At 73.1% G+C, this 18,638-nt stretch carries 8 protein-coding genes; 2 read left to right on the top strand and 6 right to left on the bottom strand.

Annotated elements, in window-relative coordinates:
* Positions 1–132: 132 nt before the first annotated feature.
* Complete coding sequence (locus ACIQ9E_RS07680) at positions 133–738, top strand: sigma-70 family RNA polymerase sigma factor (protein WP_403703522.1); 606 nt, start codon at positions 133–135, stop codon at positions 736–738.
* Positions 739–858: 120 nt separating this feature from the next.
* Here the strand turns inward: ACIQ9E_RS07680 and ACIQ9E_RS07685 are convergent, their stop codons facing one another.
* On the bottom strand, positions 859–2,616 hold the full coding sequence (locus ACIQ9E_RS07685) for a dihydroxyacetone kinase subunit DhaK (protein WP_403703524.1): 1,758 nt from the start codon (positions 2,614–2,616) through the stop codon (positions 859–861).
* Between the two features lie 373 nt (positions 2,617–2,989).
* The gene (locus ACIQ9E_RS07690) at positions 2,990–3,682 is read right to left on the bottom strand and encodes an HAD family hydrolase (RefSeq protein ID WP_403703526.1); all 693 of its coding nucleotides are present in this window, start codon (positions 3,680–3,682) and stop codon (positions 2,990–2,992) included.
* A 438-nt stretch (positions 3,683–4,120) separates the two neighbouring features.
* Here ACIQ9E_RS07690 and ACIQ9E_RS07695 point away from each other — a divergent pair, with 438 nt between their 5' ends.
* Positions 4,121–4,339, top strand: a complete 219-nt coding sequence (locus ACIQ9E_RS07695) for a DUF5133 domain-containing protein (RefSeq protein ID WP_403703529.1) — start codon at positions 4,121–4,123, stop codon at positions 4,337–4,339.
* A 22-nt stretch (positions 4,340–4,361) separates the two neighbouring features.
* On the opposite strand, the gene ACIQ9E_RS07700 is transcribed toward ACIQ9E_RS07695, so the two are convergent.
* From ACIQ9E_RS07700 to ACIQ9E_RS07715, 4 genes are all read right to left on the bottom strand, one after another.
* Positions 4,362–4,928, bottom strand: coding sequence for a hypothetical protein (locus ACIQ9E_RS07700; protein WP_403704052.1), 567 nt, complete (start codon positions 4,926–4,928; stop codon positions 4,362–4,364).
* 92 nt (positions 4,929–5,020) lie between these two features.
* A complete protein-coding gene (locus tag ACIQ9E_RS07705) occupies positions 5,021–6,559 on the bottom strand; it encodes a hypothetical protein (RefSeq protein WP_403703532.1) in 1,539 nt (512 codons plus the stop codon).
* Between the two features lie 75 nt (positions 6,560–6,634).
* Positions 6,635–9,223 (bottom strand): hypothetical protein, encoded by a 2,589-nt coding sequence (locus ACIQ9E_RS07710; protein WP_403703535.1) that lies wholly within the window; start codon positions 9,221–9,223, stop codon positions 6,635–6,637.
* Entirely contained in the window at positions 9,223–18,636 is a 9,414-nt protein-coding gene (locus ACIQ9E_RS07715) for a hypothetical protein (RefSeq protein WP_403703538.1), read from the bottom strand. Before ACIQ9E_RS07715 ends, ACIQ9E_RS07710 begins: the two co-directional genes overlap by 1 nt.
* Positions 18,637–18,638 lie beyond the last annotated feature (2 nt).

The raw sequence follows: 18,638 nt of genomic DNA on the forward strand, positions 1-18,638 counted from the left end.
CGCGTGTTGTGTGCGTCGGATCTCCTTGACCAGACTCCACCGGACGAAACGGCCGAGGCACGGGCGCGGTCCCGGTGCGAGGTCCGCGGCGGCTTCCGGCGCGGCAGGCGCAGACGGCAGGAGGAGAACGCCATGTCCCCCGAGACCCGATACGCGGACGCCCGGCCCCCGGCCGTGCGGGAGTTCTGCTGCGAGGACGAACTCGCCCGTGGTCTGCTCGCCGCCGACGAGTACGCCTTCGCCGCCGTCTACCGGCGTTGGGGTTCCCTCGTCCATGCCATGGCCACCCGTTCCCTCGGTGATCCGCATGAGGCCGAGGACGTGACCCAGCAGGTGTTCCTCGGTGCCTGGCGGGGACGGGAGGGCTACCGGTCGGAGCGGGGTCCGCTCGGCGGCTGGCTGGTCGGCATCACCCGCCGCAAGATCATCGACGCGCTGACGGCCCGGACGAGGCGACTGGACCTCATCGACACGGCGGCCCACCACGCCGACGGGCGGCACCGGGAAGGCACGCCGGACGACGTACTCGACCGGATGTTCGTGACGGGCGAGCTGTCCCGGCTGCCACGCGGGCAGCGCGAGGTGCTGTGCCTGGCCTTCTTCGAGGACCTGACCCAGGCTCAGATCGCGGAGCGGACCGGGCTGCCGCTGGGCACCGTGAAGAGCCACGCGCGACGCGGTCTGCTCCGGCTCCGGGAGGGAATCGAGCACGGCCGTGCCGACGAGGCCGCCGCCTGAGGCCCGCCGTCCGGGGTCCGTCCGGGGGGTCTGTCCGGGGGGGGGTCTGTCCGGGGGTGCTCGGTGCCCCTGGGCTCGGCGTCCGTGGCCCGGGTGACCGGGGCCCTGGGGACCGGGGGTTCAGGCCGGTGTCTCGTCCCGCGGTGCGGCGAAGGAATCGGCTCCCCGGGTGATGGCGTGGAGTCCGGGGAGGTCGCCGGCGAGATGGGGTTCGTGGACCCGGGCCAGGGCGGTGAGGACGAGGGCGACGGCGACCGCACCGGGGTCCGGTACGCCTGCGGAGTGCCCGCCCGTATAGCTGGCCCGGCCGCGGCGGGCGGTGAGGACGGCGGTGCCGTGGGCCCCGCCGATCGCGGCCAGCGCGGCGGTGGTCACCGCCCGCCCCGAATCGGCGGGCGCGGTGGCGGCCAGCGCCTCGGCCGCGGGGGCGAGGGCATCGACCAGGGTGCAGTCGCCGGGGCAGGCGCCGCCGATGGCGGTGATGCGGTTCAGCGCCCGGCGCAGGGCTCCGGCGAGTGCCGGCACATCGGCGGCGGAGCGGTCGGCCCCGGGGGCGAGGGCGGTGAAGAGCACGCCGAAGAGGGGGCCGCTGGAGCCGCCCACCCGGTCGCGGAAGGTTTCGGCGAGGGCGTTGGTGCCGGTGAGGCCCTGCTGGTCGGCGAGGCGGACGGCCGCGGCCACACCGCCGCAGAAGTTGTCGCCGAAGTCGCCGTCGCCGGTGGCCTGGTCGAGTTGTGTGAGGTCGGGGTGGGCGCGGAGGCAGATGCGGTGGAGTTCGTCGAGGAAGGCCCGGCTGCCCTCGGCCGGGGCGGCCGCACGTCGGGGCGGCGCGTCGACGGCGGTGGCCGCCGCGGGCGGGATCAGTGTGGTGGCTGCCGCCGCGGCGGCCCCGGGCAGCCGCAGCGGGGTGTCCGTCGGGTGGTCCCACAGGCTCGCCCAGTCCGGTTCCAGGGCGGTGAGCGTGATGCTGAATCCGGCCATGTCGAGGGCCGCGACATAGGTCCCGGCGGCCAGTGCGTGGACATGGACGCCCCGGGCGGTCAGATCCCGGTGGACCAGCGCGCTGATGGCGCGCAGCTCCAGCTCGCTGGTGCCGCCGAGGCCGGATATCACGGCTGTCACGCCCTGGGCGGTGCTCGGTACGGCGTCGAGCAGCCGGCCGAGCATCCGGGTGACGACGGAGCCGACCGGGCCGGGCCGTACGGTGTGCGCGGCCCGTTCTCCGTGGATGCCGATGCCGTAGTCGAGTTCGTCCGGGCGGAGCCGGAACGCGGGCGTCCGGCCGGCGGGCGAGGTATGGGCCCGGGCGCAGACGGCGAGGCTGCGGGAGGCCCCGGCGACCCGGCCGCCGAGTTCGGCGAGTGCGTCGAGGTCGGCGCCGCGGTCGGCCAGCGCGCCCAGGAGCTTCTCCACCACGACGGCGGCTCCGGTGCCCCGCCGCCCCGTGGGCACCGCGTCGGTGGCGAGGTCGTCGTCGACGACGACCTCGGCCACGGGGATACCGGCGGACCTGAGCTGGTCGGCGGCGAGCCCGAAGTTGATCCGGTCACCGGTGTAGTTCTTGACGATGTGCAGTACGCCGTCCCGGGGGCGGAGCGCGGCGGCGGCCCGGGAGGCGGCGGCGATCTGTGCGCTGCCGGGCGAGGTGAACACCGCCCCGGGGACGACGGCGTCCAGCCCGCCGCGGCCCAGCAGACCCGTGTGCAGGGGTTCGTGGCCCGCCCCGCCCCCGGCGACGAGGGCCACCCGTCGCCGGCGCGCGGGGCGGATGGCGAGCAGATAGAGCGGATCGGTGCAGAGGCCGATCCCGGGGTGGGTGAGCGCAAGCCCTCGGCACGCCGTCAGAACGGCCTCGTCGTCGGGGAGGAAGTAGCTCATCGTGCCTCCAAACGGATGAGGGCGACGACGGTGCGCCGCCTTCTGTCCACGCATGGGGAGAACCTCCGTTCGGCCGGGCGCGCCCGCTGCCGGTACTGCCGTCCGGCCGCCCGTCCGCGCACCGCGGGAGCACCGGGCGCCCGGGGCGGAAACCGGCGACGATGAGCACGATACCGACAGTCCGCGAAATGCGCAGACCCGTATTCATCCAACGATCAACAGAATCCGCCCGGAGTGATCACGATTGCTTCCGGCATTGCCTTCCGAACGGCGACGGGGAGCGGGGACGCGGCCGGAACGGACCGGCGGTCCGGGGCCGCAAAGCGCCGCCGAAGGCCCGCTGCCGGGACCCCCGTTGTTTCCTCGGCCGCGGTCAGCCGTTCAGCTTCTCCGACCCCCAGCCTCCCGCCCAGGCGATGAGTTCCGGATCTTCGAGCGAGGAGACCCAGCCGTCCGCCAGTTGCCGGCTCTCGGCGGAAGGCCGCTCACCGATGCCGATGACGGGAATTCCCGCACTGACAGCCGAACGAATACCGCAGAGGGAGTCCTCGAAGGCGAGGCATTCACCGGGATCGACGCCGCAGCGCGCTGCGGCCTCCGCGTAGACGTCGGGTTCCGGTTTGGGTCTGACGGCGCCGCCGGGGACGACGACATGGCGGAAGTGCCGCAGCAGACCGGCGCCCGCCAGGCAGCTCTCGACGACATCCTGGGGGCAGTTGCTGGCGACCGCCAGAGGCAGGCCCCCGGCCACGGAGGCGACGAGCGCGGGCGCTCCGGGGCAGGTGACGGGTGTGGCCGAGGCGAGGGCCCGGAAGGCCCGCAGCAGGTCGTCGGTCAGCTCGGCCGCCATCCGGGGCCGGCCCGCCATGGTCGCCATGAGCCGTCCGCACTCGGCGTAGTGGACCCCTTGGGCCAGGTCGGCGAACTTCTCGTCCGGGACCATTCCATGGTCGTCCAGCACTTGCTGCCGGGCGTCGATCCAGTGCTTTTCGCTGTCCAGCAGCGTTCCGTCGCAGTCGAACACAACGGCCCGGGGGGACCATTGCGGGCTTCTGTTTTTCAGCATACAGGCACCCTTCAAAGGGGTTCTGAATCGGATTGGACTCCCGGAACGATGGTGATCTTCAAAATCCACTTGGATTCACTCGCGCACATCGAGGGCGAGGCGTTCCGGGGCCAAGAAATGAACAAGCGGCAAGCTATTTCCCGCTACAACCACAAGTCAATAAAGGTCAAAAAAATGACACAAGAAGAAAATGGACGACACGCCCACCATGTCATGCAAGTACGATCATCGCCCCGGCTCAGGAATGAGCATTCTCCGACCGTTCGGTTCTCCTATGACCGCACCGAAGAGAAAACAATCGGTCGGCGCGTTCGCTTTTTCCACCGAAGAGTGTTCCGAAACGATTCCGGTCCGGCCCGGGTGCGGAGGCGCGGCCCGCGGGGCAGCATCGGAGGGGTGCCGGGGGGCGATCAGAGCGACCGGACCCGAGGAGGGCCCATGGTGCTGGAACCCGATCCGAACGTCGTACGGGAGTTGATCCACCGGTACGAGGCGCTCACGGCACCCGACGGGCCTCGGGAGGACCCTTCGACCCCGGTCCGGATCGAAGGGATCGTCTACACGCTCCGTGTCCTCACCGGCACCGGGGACGAATCGAAGGCCCTGAGTGCCGCGCGCGGCCTGGTCTCCGGCCCCGGCGGCGGCCGGCGCCCCTGAGCACCGGCCGCCGTCCGGGGGCTCAGCCGTGGAGGGTGACTCCGGGCAGCGGGCGGCCGGTCGCGTCGAACAAGGCGGCTCCGCAGTCGCAGCGCTCACCGGCCAGGGCCCGGTCCGCTTCGGCCGTCGGCAGTTCCCAGACCGCCATCCGGCCGCAACTCGGGCAGTCGAGGCTGATCAGGACCGTCTCGGAAGGCGAACCCCAGGGCCGCACCGGGAGGCCGTGATGTGTCAGCCCAGCCGGTTCACGGCCATCGGTCAGCGCGACCAGCAGTTCGTAGGTGTCGGTCCCGGTGTCCCACACCAGGAGCGTGCAGCCGAGCCGGGCGAGCACACCGGAGAGATGGTCGAGCTGCCGGACGGGGAAATCACCACGCCCCGGGGCCGGATCGGCCTCGGCCGCACGGTAGACGGCGGCGGTGTCGACATCCGCCGGGTCCGCTCCGAAGCTCCGTACCCGGCCGGCCACGAACGACGCCAGCTCGCCCGGGGATTCCTCACCGGTCCAGTCCATGCTGAACACGACGCTGTCGGCGTCGGCCCCTCGGGCGCGCTCGCCGGGGGTCAGAACCACCTCTTCCAGCTCCATCACGACGATCACACTATCAACGGCCCCGGCGGCGGACCGGGCCGCCGGCGCCGGGGGTGCGGCCGTTGGGCCGTACCCCCGGGCCCGTCACATCAGGACGCGGTGCAGCTGACCCGTACCGGAGCCGCCGCGGCATGGCGGTTGCCCGAATCGCTGCCCCGGTTGCCGAGCACGACGGAGATCTTTCCGCCGGAGATCCGATAGCTGCCCGCGTTCACCCATCCCCCCAGATGGGAGGTCTGGTTGAGGGAGAAGGTGCCCAGCACATTGGAGGACTTCTGGGTGAACGCCCGGTACACGGTGTAGTAGGCGGGGCTACCGCCGACATAGGTGATGTTCCTGACGTTGGGGATGTACACCTGGACCGCGCAGACGCCCTTCGTCACCTTGCCGGTCGTGAACTTCCACTGCGCCCAGCTGTCGTCGGTGCTCCGGTCCGACATCGGGACGCTGAAGTAGAAGCCGCTGCAACCGTAGCCCGTGGTGCTGCCGCGGCTGCCGCGCCAGCGGTCCTTGCCCTTGCTGTCGTATCTGCCGCCCGCGGCGAAGCCCGGTGTGTCGCAGCCCGGTCCGATGAGGTGCGAGTAAGTGACAGCGGCCGGGGCGGGCGGCTTGGCGGCCGGGCCGGACTTCGACGGTGTGTTCGTCGCCGGGGCCTTCGTGCCCGGGACGGCCGGGGGCTTCTTCGCCGGGGTGGTGGCCGGGGCCTTGGGGTTCACGGCCGCCGCCGGAGCGGCCGGGGCCTTCTTCCCGCCGGTTCCGGTGGCGGGCCCCACTGCTGTGCCGGTTCCCGCGCTTCCGGCGGCCCCGGGGAGAGGGGCGCCCGCCTCCTGGGGTCCCGGCACCGGGGCGAGGGCCGGGGAACCGCCCCCCGCGGCCCCGGACGTACCACCGGCGGCCGGGGTCACGCCGCGCCGCGCCGGACTGCCCTTGACGGAGCCGGGCGCGTCGAGCCTCTCCTCACCGGGGACCAGCCCCGGGTCCGAGCCGTCGGGGTTCATCAGGCTGCCGCGCGGTCCTTCGGCGACCGCGGGCTTCCGCTTCTCGTCGGATTCGGAGGTTTCGGAGATCAGGAACGGAACGGCGATCAGCACCAGCCCGCCGAGCGCGGCGGCGGCTATCAGCGGTTTGTTGGGCCGTCCCGGCGGAGTGCCGTCGGCGCCCGTTCCCGTACCGGAACCCGAACCGGAACCCGGTCCGGCGGCCCGGGTCGCCGTCGCGAGCCGGGCCCGTACCGCCGAAACGGCTCCGGTGCGGGACCCGGCCGCGGCCCGGGTCCCGGGCTCCGCGCCCGCCGCGGCGGCCGGAGCGGGCGCGGAGGCGGCGGCCGTTGTGCCGGAGGCCGCGGGGGCGCCGCTCACCGTCGGGACACCGGCCGCGGGTTCTCCGGCCGCAGGGGCAGCAGCCGAGCGCGCCGCGGACGAACCCGGCTCCCCGGCAGCAGGCGGTGCGGCCGCCGGGGCAGGGGCATCCGGGGTCGCGGCGACAGCGGCGGCGGCAGCGGCCGTGGCCGTGGCCGTGGGGAACAGACCCGCGGCCGGTTCCTGCGCCAGGGGCGCCACGGCCGCCGCGCGCCGTACCGAGGTGTCCGGCGTGTTTCCGCCGTCCGGGGTGGTCTCTCTGGGTGCCATGCCTGGGCTGCCTTTCTGGGGACGGGTACGGGGAAGGGTGCGGCGGAGAAACCGGGGTGCGCGGCCCCGGTTCGCTCAGGACGCCGGTGGGTCGTAGAGGTGGAACGGGCCGGTGCACCGTCCGGGCCAGGGCGGCTCCCCGGTGGCGGGCCGGCAGGCGGCGGCGTCCAGCTTCTCCAGGGCTCCGGCGGACGGCTCCCGGAACGGCCCGCCCCCGCCGGGTGTCTCCGCCAGCAGGACCCGGGCCGGTGATCCGTCGCCGTGCTCCCGGCGGGCCAGGACCGTGAAGGATGTCCCGGCGGCGAACAGGGCCCCGGCGCCGTCTCCGTCGCGGGTGAGGACGGAGGTACGCCGGGCGGTGACGGGCCGGATGGCGTAGCGGACCAGCGGATCGGGCGGCAGCGCGGCACCGCGCGCCTCCGCGTGGACGACGTCCAGCGGGGCGTCGCAGGTCAGTACGGCCCCCGGAACCACGTCGTCCGGGATGCCGGGCCGGGCTACGGCACGGATCAGGGTGCCGCGCAGCGCGGGCAGTCGGCGCAGTCCGGAGGCCAGGCAGACCGCGTAGGGGCGGAGCAGGTCCGGATCGGCGGCCAGTGCGCGGGCGCCGAACGGGTCGTCGGGGTCCGAGGAGAGGTAGAGCCGTACGGCGATGAGATCGGCGTCGGCGCCCTCCTCCCCCGAACTGCGCAGTGCGGGCAGTCTGATCAGGGCTTGGGCGACGGGGCCGCTGTGTTCCTCCCAGATGTCCGCGGCGAGTTCCCGGAAGGCGCGCCGGTCCCGTTCGCCGCTGAGTCCGGTGGGCGCGGGGCGGTGGGGGGCGGGAGCCGTGGCGGTGGTACGGGGTGCCTCCGCGGGCACCGGTCCGGCGGAGGCCGCGGCCGGGCGCGCACCGGAAGGCTGCACCCGGCCGCTCGTCGTGACACCGGCGGCCGGCCCGGCGGAGGCGGTGGGGGCGGTCGGTGGAACCGCCGGGCCGCCCGCCGGGGAACCGGAGGACCGGGCCGTGGGCTCCGCCGCGCTCACGGCCGGCGCGGTGTCAGGGACCGTACCGAGCAGCGGGACCGCGACGGCGGTCTCGGCCCGGACGGTGGCAGTCGCGGGGAGCGGGGCGGGCGAGGGGGCCGGGGTGTGACCGGTGGTGGCCACCGGGGCGGCCCTGACGGTGGGCGGCGGGCCGGGCGGAGTCCCCGTCTCGCGATGCGCCGCGGGCTCCGTCCCGGCCCGAACCGTCCCGGTCGGGGCCGGGGCCGGGGCCGCCCATGCCAGCCCCGCCCTGACGGCGAATCTCCGCAAGTGGGCGACGAGTTCCGGCGCGGCGTCGGCGGGCCCTGCGATCTCGGCGTGCGCGCGGGACGGTGCGTCGAGGTCGGCGAGGAGCGCGGCGAGTCCCTTCAGATGGGCGTCGCGCTCCCGTCCCGTCAGACAGGCGGAGTCGACGGTGACCCGCAGGGCACGCGCGTCGGTGGCGCGCCGGCCGACTTCCGGGGGCGGTTCGGAGCCGGTGCCCAGCCAGAGTCCGGAGCGTACGGCGACGGCCCGGGCCCCGGACGCCAGCAGGAGCGCCGGTTCGCCGCCGGCTCCGGCGGCGGCCCCCGGCAGCGACCAGCCGGTCGGCTCGGGCGCGGGGCGCGATCCGTCGTCCCGCGCGGGGAAGCACCTCAGGGCGGTCAGCGGCGGGGCCCAGGTGAACTCGCCCTCGGTGGAGAGCAACCGTACGGACTCCGCCGCCTCCGCCGCCGTACCGCCGCCGCTCAACGGCAGGCCGAGGGTGACCTCCAGCGCCGTACCGAGCAGATCGCAGACGTCCTCGGCCAGGGTGACCGCCTCGCGCCCGTCGGCGGGGACGAGCCGTACGGAGGAGCGGGCGTCGGCGGGCAGCCCGGCGAGCAGGGTCGCGAGATCGTCGGCCGGGACCGGCTGGGCGCGCGGTACGCCGACCAGGACGCTCACCTTCTCGGGATGGGCGGCGGCCGTGTAGGCGGGGTCGCCGGGGCGGGGCGCGGCGGCTTCCGCGGGGCTCAGCAGCAGTCCGGCGGGCACCGGCCGCGCCACGCACTCCCCCACCCGTCCGGTGGGGACCCGGGCCAGGGCGCGCTGCCAGCGGGGGGCGGGCAGCCGGATGCCGAGGGCTTCGGGCGCGGTGTCCGGTACGAAGCGCCACCAGCCGCCGCCGGGGGTGGCGGGTTCGGAGACGTACAGCAGCCCGCCGGGGGTGAGGACGGCAGCGGCGTCGGGGGCCTCCAGGGTGAGGCGCCAGGCGTCGGCGAGCCGTTGGGCGAGCGGTCCGGCCGCCCCGGCCGGGGCCGCGGAGCCGGACAGTACGAGCCGTACGGCGAGGGGCTCTTCACCGCTCAGCCGCCCGAGCAGCGCGCCGAGTTCTTCTCCGAGATTTCCGGCGGCTTCCGGCGGTACGTCCACGACGACGACGGGCCGGCGGGCGTCGGCGGGCAGTTCGCGCAGAAGGTCGCGGACGGCGGATCCGGCGACGGCGGAGGACCGCAGCAGATAGCGGTGGGAGAGGTCCTCCAGGACGGTGCGGGGGCCTTCGGCGGGGGCGGCCCCGGCCGGGGCCTCGCCGCGTCGGCCGAACCGCCGCAGCAGCCCCGGTATTCCGCCCCTTCCCTCTGGTGCGGTCCGCTCCCCTTGCCTCGGCCGGGTCATCACTTGCCTCCCTTGCCCGAGCCCGAGCCCTTCGAGCCGGTGAGGATGTCGAACGTCTGCTGGTCGAGTCCGCGACCGCCGCCTCCGGTACCCGGGCGGGGGTCCTCGGGCGTGCTGTCGGGTGCGGGCATCCGGGACGGGGCGGTGGGCCGCGCCGCCGATGTGGTGTGCACGGGGATGTTCGCCGTATCGCTGATCCGCTCGATGACGGCGAGATGGTCCGCGAGCACCCTCGACAGGGACGCGGTGTCCGCGACGGCCATCAGCCCGTCGTCGTGGACCGCGGTGAGGTCCTGCCGGGAGCGGAAGAGATGGGGGTCGCCTTCCTTTCTGCCCGGTGTGTCCAGGTACTCGTCGGGGAGGCCCAGATAGTGGAGGAGTTCATGGGTCAGCACCGCGTCGTGGTCGTTGACGTCCCAGTGGAGCTGGTCGGCGCGGCCCGGTACGGGTGTCCTGGTCAGGGTGATCGCGTCGCGGCGGTCGGGCTTGTCGAGGAACCCGGCCGTCACCATGAGCTGGTCCCCGGAGCCGGGGAGCCGGTAGCCGCGGTTGATGTGGGTGTCGAGCAGGTTCTGGACCCGCTGCTGCAGATCGGTGAGGTCGGTGGTGCTCACGTCCCGGCCGCGCTGGAACGGCAGGGTGACGAAGAAGTGCCGTGCGGTCCGTCCGCCGGGGAGCTGTTCCCGGCTGACGCGGTAGCGGATCCGGGTCTCGGATCCCCGGAGGCGGCCTGCGGGCCGGTCGTCCTGGCGCAGCTTGGGGTCGAAGCGTTCCGTGCTGACGGCTGCCGTGTCGTCGCGGCCCCGGACGGGCAGCTCCTCCCTGCCGACCCGGTTCTTCACGAAGTCCCCTTCGGCCCGGGGCGGCTTCGCGGGCCCGGTGGCGTCCGGGTCCCTCGGCGGGGGCGATGCGGCGGTGGAATCGCTGCCCTCGGGGCGGTTGCGGGTCGGCGGGAGCGGTGGCGGTGGCGGTGGCGGGCTGCTGGAGACGGTGGTGACGGACGGCGTGGGCCGGTGGAGCGGCTGCGCGGCCAGGGAGTCGGGGCGCGGGCCGCCGGCCCCGGTGCCACCGGGCCGTTCGGTATCGGCGGATTCGGGGTCGAAAAGCCGGTAGCGGATGCCGTCGTCGTCGCGTACGGCGAGTTCGACGGTCAGCTGCGATTCCCGGGCGATACGGGCGGCCCGGTCGATGGTCTGCCGTTCCGCGGCCAGCCACTCGGGGTCGTTCCGGTCGCCGTGGGGCAGGGTCATCCAGAGCTGGGGCAGGCGCCGGTCGGCGTCGAGGACGTTCTCCTGCTCCTCCCGGGCCCGGTTGAGGTGCTCGACGATCGTGGCGTCGGGCCGGGTGTCGTGGCCGTCGGGGCCGGGATCCGCGTCGGTGCCGTCCGCCCTGCGCGGCGGGGCGGAGAGGTCCCAGACCCCGTCGCCGCGGTCGGCGTCGGGCAGTACGCCGAGGCCCAGCAGGTCCAGTTCGGAGACGCGGAGGACGACGGTGCCGGTGACATGGCGGGTGCCGTCGGGTCCGGTCACGGTGGTGACGCTGTCGGCTTCGATCTCATGGGTGTGCAGCCCGGAGGTGGCCGTTCGCTGTCCGGCGGAGCCCACCTTGGTCCAGCGGCGGCCGGCCGCCGTGTCCCCGCCGCCCTGCCCCTGCGGCACCGACTGGTAGTGGAAGGGGGTGGTGCTCGCGCCGAGGGTGTGGTTCCCCTCGGCGTCGACGGTGTGGTTGACCCCGAGCGTGACGTTGGTGGTACGTGAGGTCGACGATCCTGCCGTGATGCCGAAGCCCGCCTGGCGTACCCGGTCGATGGTGACTCCGTGCGAGTCGCCGAGGAGCCTCGGGCGGAGGATCTCGGTGCTGAGGGTGGTCCGGGGGTTGCCGTCGGCGGTGTGGACGGGCGGCCCGCCGAGACCGGAGGCCTGCCGCAGTCCGTCGACGGTGATCTGTCCGGCGTGCAGCAGCTCCGTGATCCGTACGGCCGCGGTTTCCTGACTCGTACCGCTGATGAGGCCTTCCGCGTCGACCAGGGAGGGCGCGACGGCGTGGATCGCGTCGAGCAGCGGCAGGGACTGCGGTGCTCCGTAGACGGCCTCGGTGCCACTGGGCCGTACGGGGGTGGCCTCGGCGGTGGTCAGACCGGTCCTCGGGTCCTGCTCGTGGACGCCGGCCGGCAGTCGTTCGATCACCGGTCCGCCGGGGGCCGGGGCGTTGTCGTGGGCGAACCGGAGGGTGACGCCCGCGTGCACCTCGGGGACGGCGCCGCGGCGTGCACCGTCGACGGAGATCTCCGCGTTGAAGGTCCACGCCAGTCTGAACTCGGCCCCGCCGTCGGTGCGCTGCCAGATCCGGTCCTCGGCGGTGGTCGTGGTCGCGACGGTGTCGGTACGGGTGGTGGAGTGCGCGGTCCCGGGGCTGACGCCTGTCTTGTGGCTGCCGGTGGCGGCCGTCGGCACGGAGGCGCTGCCCGATCCGGAAGCGCCCCACTTCGTGGTCGTGGACCGGGCTTCGGTGATGTTGTTGGGCGCGTGCTGGCTGAAGGTCTCCAGTCCCGCGCCCGCCGCGGCGGCGCGGCCCCGCGCGTGCTCCAGGGCCGCCGGGTCCCAGCCGGTGCGGCCGGAGAGACGGACGGTGACGTCCTTGGTCGTCAGGCCGTCGGGGTAGGGGAAGGTGAAGGCGAGCGGCCGGTCGGCGCCCCGGCCGACGAGTGCGGCCATGGCCGCGGGCGAGGTGAAGTCGGCGATGCGCTGGCGCAGTCCGGGGACGTAGTGGGAGTTGCCGGGGGTGAGTGCGCCGGGTGCCTCGGTGCTGATCAGTTCCGTGAGCCGGGTACGGAGGAAGCCCCGGGGGTCCGGGGCGGTGACGGGTGCCGCCGCCGCGGGCCGGGTCGCGGGCGCGGCGGCGCCGGGCGGTTGCGGGGCGGGGAGCGGGGCGGTCAGGGGGGTGACTTCGAGGACCGTGGCCAGTCCCGCGATGCCGTGGGTACGGAAGCGGTCCGGCAGGGGAATGTCCTGGGGCCGGTCGTCGTGCCGGTCGATTCCGGCGAGTCCGGTGAGCTGGCCGCTGTGGCGGAGCTGTTCCGGGGTGGCGAGGAACTGCATCCCGCCCGGTACCGTATCGCTGCCCCTCAGCGTGACGGGAGCGGCGTGTACGGGTCCGCCCCGGTGTCCGCGGACCACCGTGACCTCGTACTCGATATCGGCGGCCATCCGGTGGTAGGTGCCGCTCTCGGAGGGGACACGGGTGTTGCTCGTCGACACGGCGGCCGTCACGGCGTGGCCGGCACCCCGGCCGTGGATGACCTTGGCACCGCCGCCGCCGGTGACGGAACGGCCGGCGGCCGGGGTTCCGGCTGCCGCTGCCTCCGCAGCCGGGCGATCGGGGCCGGACTTCAGACCGAGTCCGCCGCCGCCTTCCAGGGACGTCGTGGTGCTGGTCTGGTGGGAGGCGCTGTCGACGAACCCCAGATCGACCTCTCCGTACTGGGAGACGGTGTCGAGCCGGCGCAGGTTCGTCATCCGGGCCCTGATCTCGACGACGAGATCGGTCCCGACCGTGGCGCCCGGGACGAACAGATCGTCGATGACGTACACGCCCTTGACCATCTGGTGGGCGCGGGCGGTCAGGGCGCCGGGGGTGAGCTGGGCGTGGAGGGCCTCGGAGAGCAGGATCTCCTGGGCGGCACGGTCGTCACCGGTGGCCACCTGCCGTACCGTCGTCGCGGCGTCGACGAGTGAGGACATCAGCGAACCGGATCCGCCGTGGGCGGCCGGCTGTGTGTGCGTCGGCAGGACGCCGCCGTCGGGGAGGTCGCCGGGCTCCGTGTCCCGGTCGCCCGGGTCGTCTTCCGCGGTCGACCGCCGGATGAGGCTGTTCACCAGGTCGTTCAGCACGGTACTGCCGCGCATGATGTCGACCATGGCGTTGTCGGGCAGGAGCCCGCCCGGGTCGGTGACGGTGACGTTGCCCGCGGTGGGGGCGGGGGTGGTAGCCGATACGGTGCGCTTCTCGGGCAGGGCGACGTCGAGATGGGCGCCGGGGTCGTTGGGGGTTCCGGAGCCGTCCTGGGCGGCGGGGGTGAACATGCCGGAGTGGTAGCCGTGCAGGGTTTCGCGCCCCGCCGAGATCGTCAGATGCAGTTCGGCGGGCACCCGGAACACCTCGGTGGACTGTCTGCTCGTCCCCAGGAGCTGGGAGTAGGCGAGCCCGGAGCCCGTGGTGAGGGTATGGGCGTTCTGCCAGGTCCTCTTGATCTCGGCATTGCCGGAGAGCCGGACCGCGGAATCGCCGACGGCGCGCCCGGCGTCGAGACTGCCGCCCAGCGACCAGGACGTGGTCCGGGTGCGGGAGCTGCTTCCGGGGATGGTGATACCGCTGATGTTGGGGATGACGACGCCGGAGGCCTTCTTGAGGTGCCGGATCGGGGGTGCGTCGGTGCCGTCGGCCGGGGGCGCGGGTCTGCGCAGGTCGAGCGTGACGGCGATGCGCTCATTGGTGCCGCCGAATGCCGGCTTGTTGAAGTGGAGGGTGTAGCCGCCGTCGACCAACTCGTCGGCACCGGCCTGGAGGCCATGGGCGGAGGTGAACAGGTCCAGATCGCGCAGGTTCTCCAGCCGTGCCTTGACCAGGGCCTCGCCGCCGGGCCAGGTCACGGGCTCGGTCCGGGGCAGATATCCGTTCTCGGTGAGCCAGCGCCGGGTCTCCGCGAGGACGGCGCGGGCACCCGCTCCGCCGACCGCGATGGGGGTCGCCGAGACGCCGAGGGACTGGAGTCCGGCCACCTCGGTGGGCGGCGCCACGGTCTCCTCGGCCGTGGGGGCGGTGACGGTGTCGGGGTGCAGGGCGCGGATCCACACGTCGGTCGCCGTCATCTCGCGGTCGGCGCGCCGGGGGGTGCCGTCGGCGCCGATGAACGTGACCTGGTACGTGACCTGGGCCGGGGTGAGCACATGTCCGCCGTTGGCCCGCAGATTGCGCAGCAGGTTGTGGGTGGAGCCCGCCCCGAAGGACTGGTCCTTCTGGAGTGAGCCGCTGCCCTTGACCGCGCCGGTGACGGCGAAGTTGAAGTCCCTCAGCGCGGACGGTTCACCGGGCTGCTGGGTGTTCAGGGTGGCCCCGAACGCACCGTCGGCGCCCACCGTCCGGCCCACCTTGGCCTGGGAGTCGACCTTGGTCTGCCGGTCGAGGGCGCGTTCGAAGTTGTAGGTGTCGGTGATATGGATGTCCCGCAGACCGGGATCGCCGGTGGGTGTGATGCTCGCCGTCACCTTGAACATGCCCACGGCGTTGCCGTCCTGGTCGACCAGGAGGGGCGAGACGGTGCCCTGGGACGAGCGTTCTCCGTCGGACCCGGTGTATTGGAGGGGCAGCGCGCCGAGCTGCTGCGGGCCGCCGAAGAAGCGGCGGAACGCGTCCCGGGAGCCCGGTGAGAGCTGGTTGAACTCCCGTCCGAACTGCGCCTCGGCATGACGCAGCAGGCTGCCGGGGTCCGTCATGGAATCCATGGTCCAGAGCGGCAGCTTCTCCAGATGCGCCCGGAGGCCGGGCTCGTCGCGGCTGATGACATGGGTCGGCCCGGTGGGGTCTCCGGGAACGGTGAGGTGCTTGGGGAACCAGGCCGTGACGATTCCGGAGCCCACCGGGTCCGACCAGAGGCTCCCGTTCCGCGGCTGGAGGGGGACATCGTCGCCGGTGCCGTCGGCGGCCCCGTCGTCGGGGTCGGGGGTGCCGTCGTTCGGTGTCCGGATGCTCCAGGCGGCCTGGTAGTCGAAGGGGACGGCCGGCTCGCCGCTGCGCATCATGGTGGTGGCGACGACCGCTTGGGCGACGGTCGTGGACAGGGTGTGGCGGCCCAGGCCGATCGTGGGCGTCACGGAGAGGCTGAAGGCGGTGACACGGTTCCAGATATCGCCGAGGACCGGGACGGCCAGCGTATTGAGCTTGTTGGCCAGCGATCCGGCCCAGGCGGGCAGGGAGACGGTGCGCACCGCGCTCGTACCGCCTTGCGACGTCCTGTCGTAGCCCGAGGACAGCCGGTCCTCGTTGTTGCGCGGCGGGAAGCGGCCCGACGAGCCGTACATCTCCGATGCCCCGGGCTCCGAGAGGTGCAGGCGGACATCGAGCGGATACTCGGTGCCGTTGTGGACGACGGTGATGCGGTGGCCGTCGGGGCTCAGCAGCATCACCCGGTTGTCGTGCAGGGCCTGGGGGCTGATGAGGGTGTCGAGCTGCCGCTCGACATCGGCGCGCCGGGGGTCGTCCCGGCCGATGCCCTGGGCCTCCAGGGTGTTGAGCAGCCTCTGACGCAGTGCGTTCACAACTCCGGAGCCGGCGGTGGAGAGCTGCACCCCGCCGGGGACACCGCGGTGGTCCGTTCCGAGGTCGCGGACCGCGGGGGCGAGGTCCTCGGCCCTGTCGTCCTGCCGGAACAGCCGGCCGAACGCGTAGCCGCCACCGCCGAACGCCGCCGTGCCGTCGTTCTCCTGCCGGAACAACCGGCCCAGGCCGAAATCACCGTGCTCGAAGGGTGCCGGGTCGCCGTCGTCCTCCCGGAACAGCCGGTCCAGCCCGAAGTCGCCACGGCCGAACGCCGCCGCGCTGTCGTTCTCCTCCCGGAACAGCCGGCCGAGCCCGAAGTCACCACGGCCGAACGCCGCCGCGCTGTCGTTCTCCTCCCGGAACAGCCGGCCGAGCCCGAAGTCGCCACGGCCGAACGCCGCCGCGCTGTCGTTCTCCTCCCGGAACAGCCGGCCGAGCCCGAAGTCGCCACGGCCGAACGCCGCCGCGCTGTCGTTCTCCTCCCGGAACAGCCGGCCGAGCCCGAAGTCGCCTCCGCCGAAGGCCGGCTCGTCGTCGCCCTCCCCCACGGAGACGTCGTCGGCCTGCTGTCCGTCCGGGCCGAGCTGCTGCGGTTCCGAGTGGGCGTCGGTGTACACGGAGAACTCCGAGGCCGTGTGGAAGGAGTTCCCGTCGTCCGAGCCGATGTCCGTTGTCGTGGCGAACGGTGGCATGCTCGGACCGGGGGTGTTCTCCGGGTTCCCCGGCACGTTCTGAGGGGTGTCGTCCACCAGCGGCGGCGCCGAGCTGACGTTCAGATGGTCCCGTTCGTCATCGTCGTCGTCCGACAACATGTTCTCGTCCAGCCGCGTCTCCACCGGCACGGTTGCCGGTGCGGTGGCGGAGGACGGCTCGGGAACGGACTCGTTCCCGTTCCCTCCGGGCTTCTCCGTGGGGTCCTTCGACGGCACCGTACTCTCGGTGACCGGCTGGTTCGTCTCCTTCAGCGGGTCGTCGAACTGCTGGTCGGTGCTGCCCGCCCGAGTGGAATCGTCCATTGCCCCGGCCCGGTCCGACCCGGTCGCACTGCTCTCGGTGGAAATCCCCTCCGGTCGCTTCGCGCCCGAACCGGCATCGCCCGCGCCGGACCGCTGGGAAGCCTGATTCGACTGGTTGCCCTGGTTGCCCTGGTTGCTCTGGTGGGACGGGCTGTTGTGCTGCCCGGCCGGGGACTGGGAGGCCGCGGGGGCGGCGCTGCCGGCCACGCCCGCTCCAGCGCCGGTCGCGGTCGGGACGGGGGACGCCAGGGGCGGGCCGCTCTGCGGCTCGTCGTCCCCTTCCCGATTCCCCAGGTCGTCGGCGTCGTCGCCGTACAGAGACTCGTCGTCGGCGTCCACCGGCAGATAGCCGAGGTCGTCGTCCTCATGGGCGAAGAACTCGTCGAGGGCGAGGTCCGGCATTTCGTCGGTGAGACCGCCGGGGTTCGCCCCGGTGTCCCCGGCGGCGGCGAGCGACGCGGTGGCCCCGCTGCCGGTGGCCGCACCGTCACCTTCGGTGAGCCGGCTCGGCGGTGCCATGCCCAGGTTGCCGCGCAGCCCCATGGCCACGTTCTCGCCGCCGGTCTCCATCATGGCGCCCAGCCGGCCTTCGGCCATGCCGGAGGCGAAGGTCAGTCCGGACGTCTTGAAGGTGTGCTCGTCGGAGAAGATCAGGTTGTACATGCCCTCGGACACCGCGGCATGGGCGCCTTCGAAGAGGCCCCGGCCCGTGCCTTCGGCGATCTCCCGGAGGATGCTGCGTCCGAGGGAGTCGGCCGCGCCCTGGCTCAGCACCTTCGTCAGATCCGGGCCCAGTTCCTTCGCGATCGGCCCGAGCGCCTTCTCCAGCGCGTCCGGCAGCTCCCTCGTCCCGGTCTTCTCCAGCAGGGTCCGGGCCCAGTCGCGGCCCGCGTCGGCGGCCCCGTCGCCGTACTGGCGGCGGAAGGCCTCCCCCACGTCCTTGACGAAGTCGGCGGCGGCCTTGCCCGCGTTCGGGCCGTAGGTCCCCGGCAGGTTCTTCCGGAACGCGTCGCTGATGTCCCGGCCGAACGAAACCGGCGCCTTCGGATCCGGTTTGCCCGCATCCGGCGTTTCAGGAGACCTGGCTCCCGGTTCCGGCGCGGGCTCCGCCGGGTCCGGCTTCGGCCGGGGAGCGGGCTCCGGAGTTCCCGACTCGGTCTTCGGCTTGGCCGGTGGTCCGTCCTGGGGCGGCACCGGGGGCCCGTCCTTGGGCGGAACCACGGGGGCGTCCTTCGGCGGCGGGACCGGCGCCTCCATGTCCGGCTTGGTGTCCGGCTTGGTATCCGGCTTCTTCGGCAGCGGCCCGATGTCCACGTCCGGCTTCTTCGGCGGCGGCAGGACTCCGTCGATCCTGTTGCCGAGATTCCGCCCCGAGTCGAGCCCGAACATCTTCGCGAGCAGCTTCCCGAACCGGTTGCCCAGCGCGTTGAACGGACCGGCCAGCAGACCCTGCACCATCCCCGACAGCGCCGCGTTCTTCGTGAGATCCGTATCCCACTCGTCCCGCGTCCCCTGGTTCAGCTGAATCCACTGGATCATGGAATCCATCGCCACGCCCATACCGACGTTGATGACCTGATGCGTCAGCAGCATCACCACCAGACGGCCGAGCTTCGTCTTCAGGATCGCCCGTACGATCGCCTGCTTCTGCAGATACGCGCCGATCGACGCGCCGAAGAAGAACGCCGTCGCCGCCGCCACCGCAGCCTCGATCAGCAACGCCACCAACTGCGCGATGATCATGTACTTGGTGTACTGGAGCTGGGTCGCCGACTTCCGCGTGAAATCGGCGACCAACTTGGCCTGGTCACCGACGGCGTTGAAGTAGTCCAGGCCCTCCTGGCCCCCCAGGAAGGCCTTCATCGCCTCCTGGTACATCTTCGCGGCATCGCCGTCGAAATTCTGCTTCGTGTAGCCCAACGCATCGGCCACCATGGCCTGAAACGTCGTATTCAGCTTCCCCCGCAGATCCTCATGCACCTCGGCCAGGGCAAACAGCTTGTCCTCGTCACCGTCCGGCGGTATCTCACCCGTCAGAATGGCGAACAGCCAGGCGCACTCGGGGGGAAACTGAATCGACACGG

This window comes from Streptomyces sp. NPDC094448, from assembly GCF_044763775.1.
In the GTDB taxonomy this organism is placed as follows: Bacteria; Actinomycetota; Actinomycetes; order Streptomycetales; family Streptomycetaceae; genus Streptomyces.

Excerpts from the sequence above, each read along its gene's own strand:
- ACIQ9E_RS07680 (WP_403703522.1), top strand. The coding sequence starts at position 133 with ATGTCCCCCGAGACCCGATACGCGGACGCCCGGCCCCCGGCCGTGCGG.
- ACIQ9E_RS07685 (WP_403703524.1), bottom strand. The coding sequence starts at position 2,616 with ATGAGCTACTTCCTCCCCGACGACGAGGCCGTTCTGACGGCGTGCCGA.
- ACIQ9E_RS07690 (WP_403703526.1), bottom strand. The coding sequence starts at position 3,682 with ATGCTGAAAAACAGAAGCCCGCAATGGTCCCCCCGGGCCGTTGTGTTC.
- ACIQ9E_RS07695 (WP_403703529.1), top strand. The coding sequence starts at position 4,121 with ATGGTGCTGGAACCCGATCCGAACGTCGTACGGGAGTTGATCCACCGG.
- ACIQ9E_RS07700 (WP_403704052.1), bottom strand. The coding sequence starts at position 4,928 with ATGGAGCTGGAAGAGGTGGTTCTGACCCCCGGCGAGCGCGCCCGAGGG.
- ACIQ9E_RS07705 (WP_403703532.1), bottom strand. The coding sequence starts at position 6,559 with ATGGCACCCAGAGAGACCACCCCGGACGGCGGAAACACGCCGGACACC.
- ACIQ9E_RS07710 (WP_403703535.1), bottom strand. The coding sequence starts at position 9,223 with ATGACCCGGCCGAGGCAAGGGGAGCGGACCGCACCAGAGGGAAGGGGC.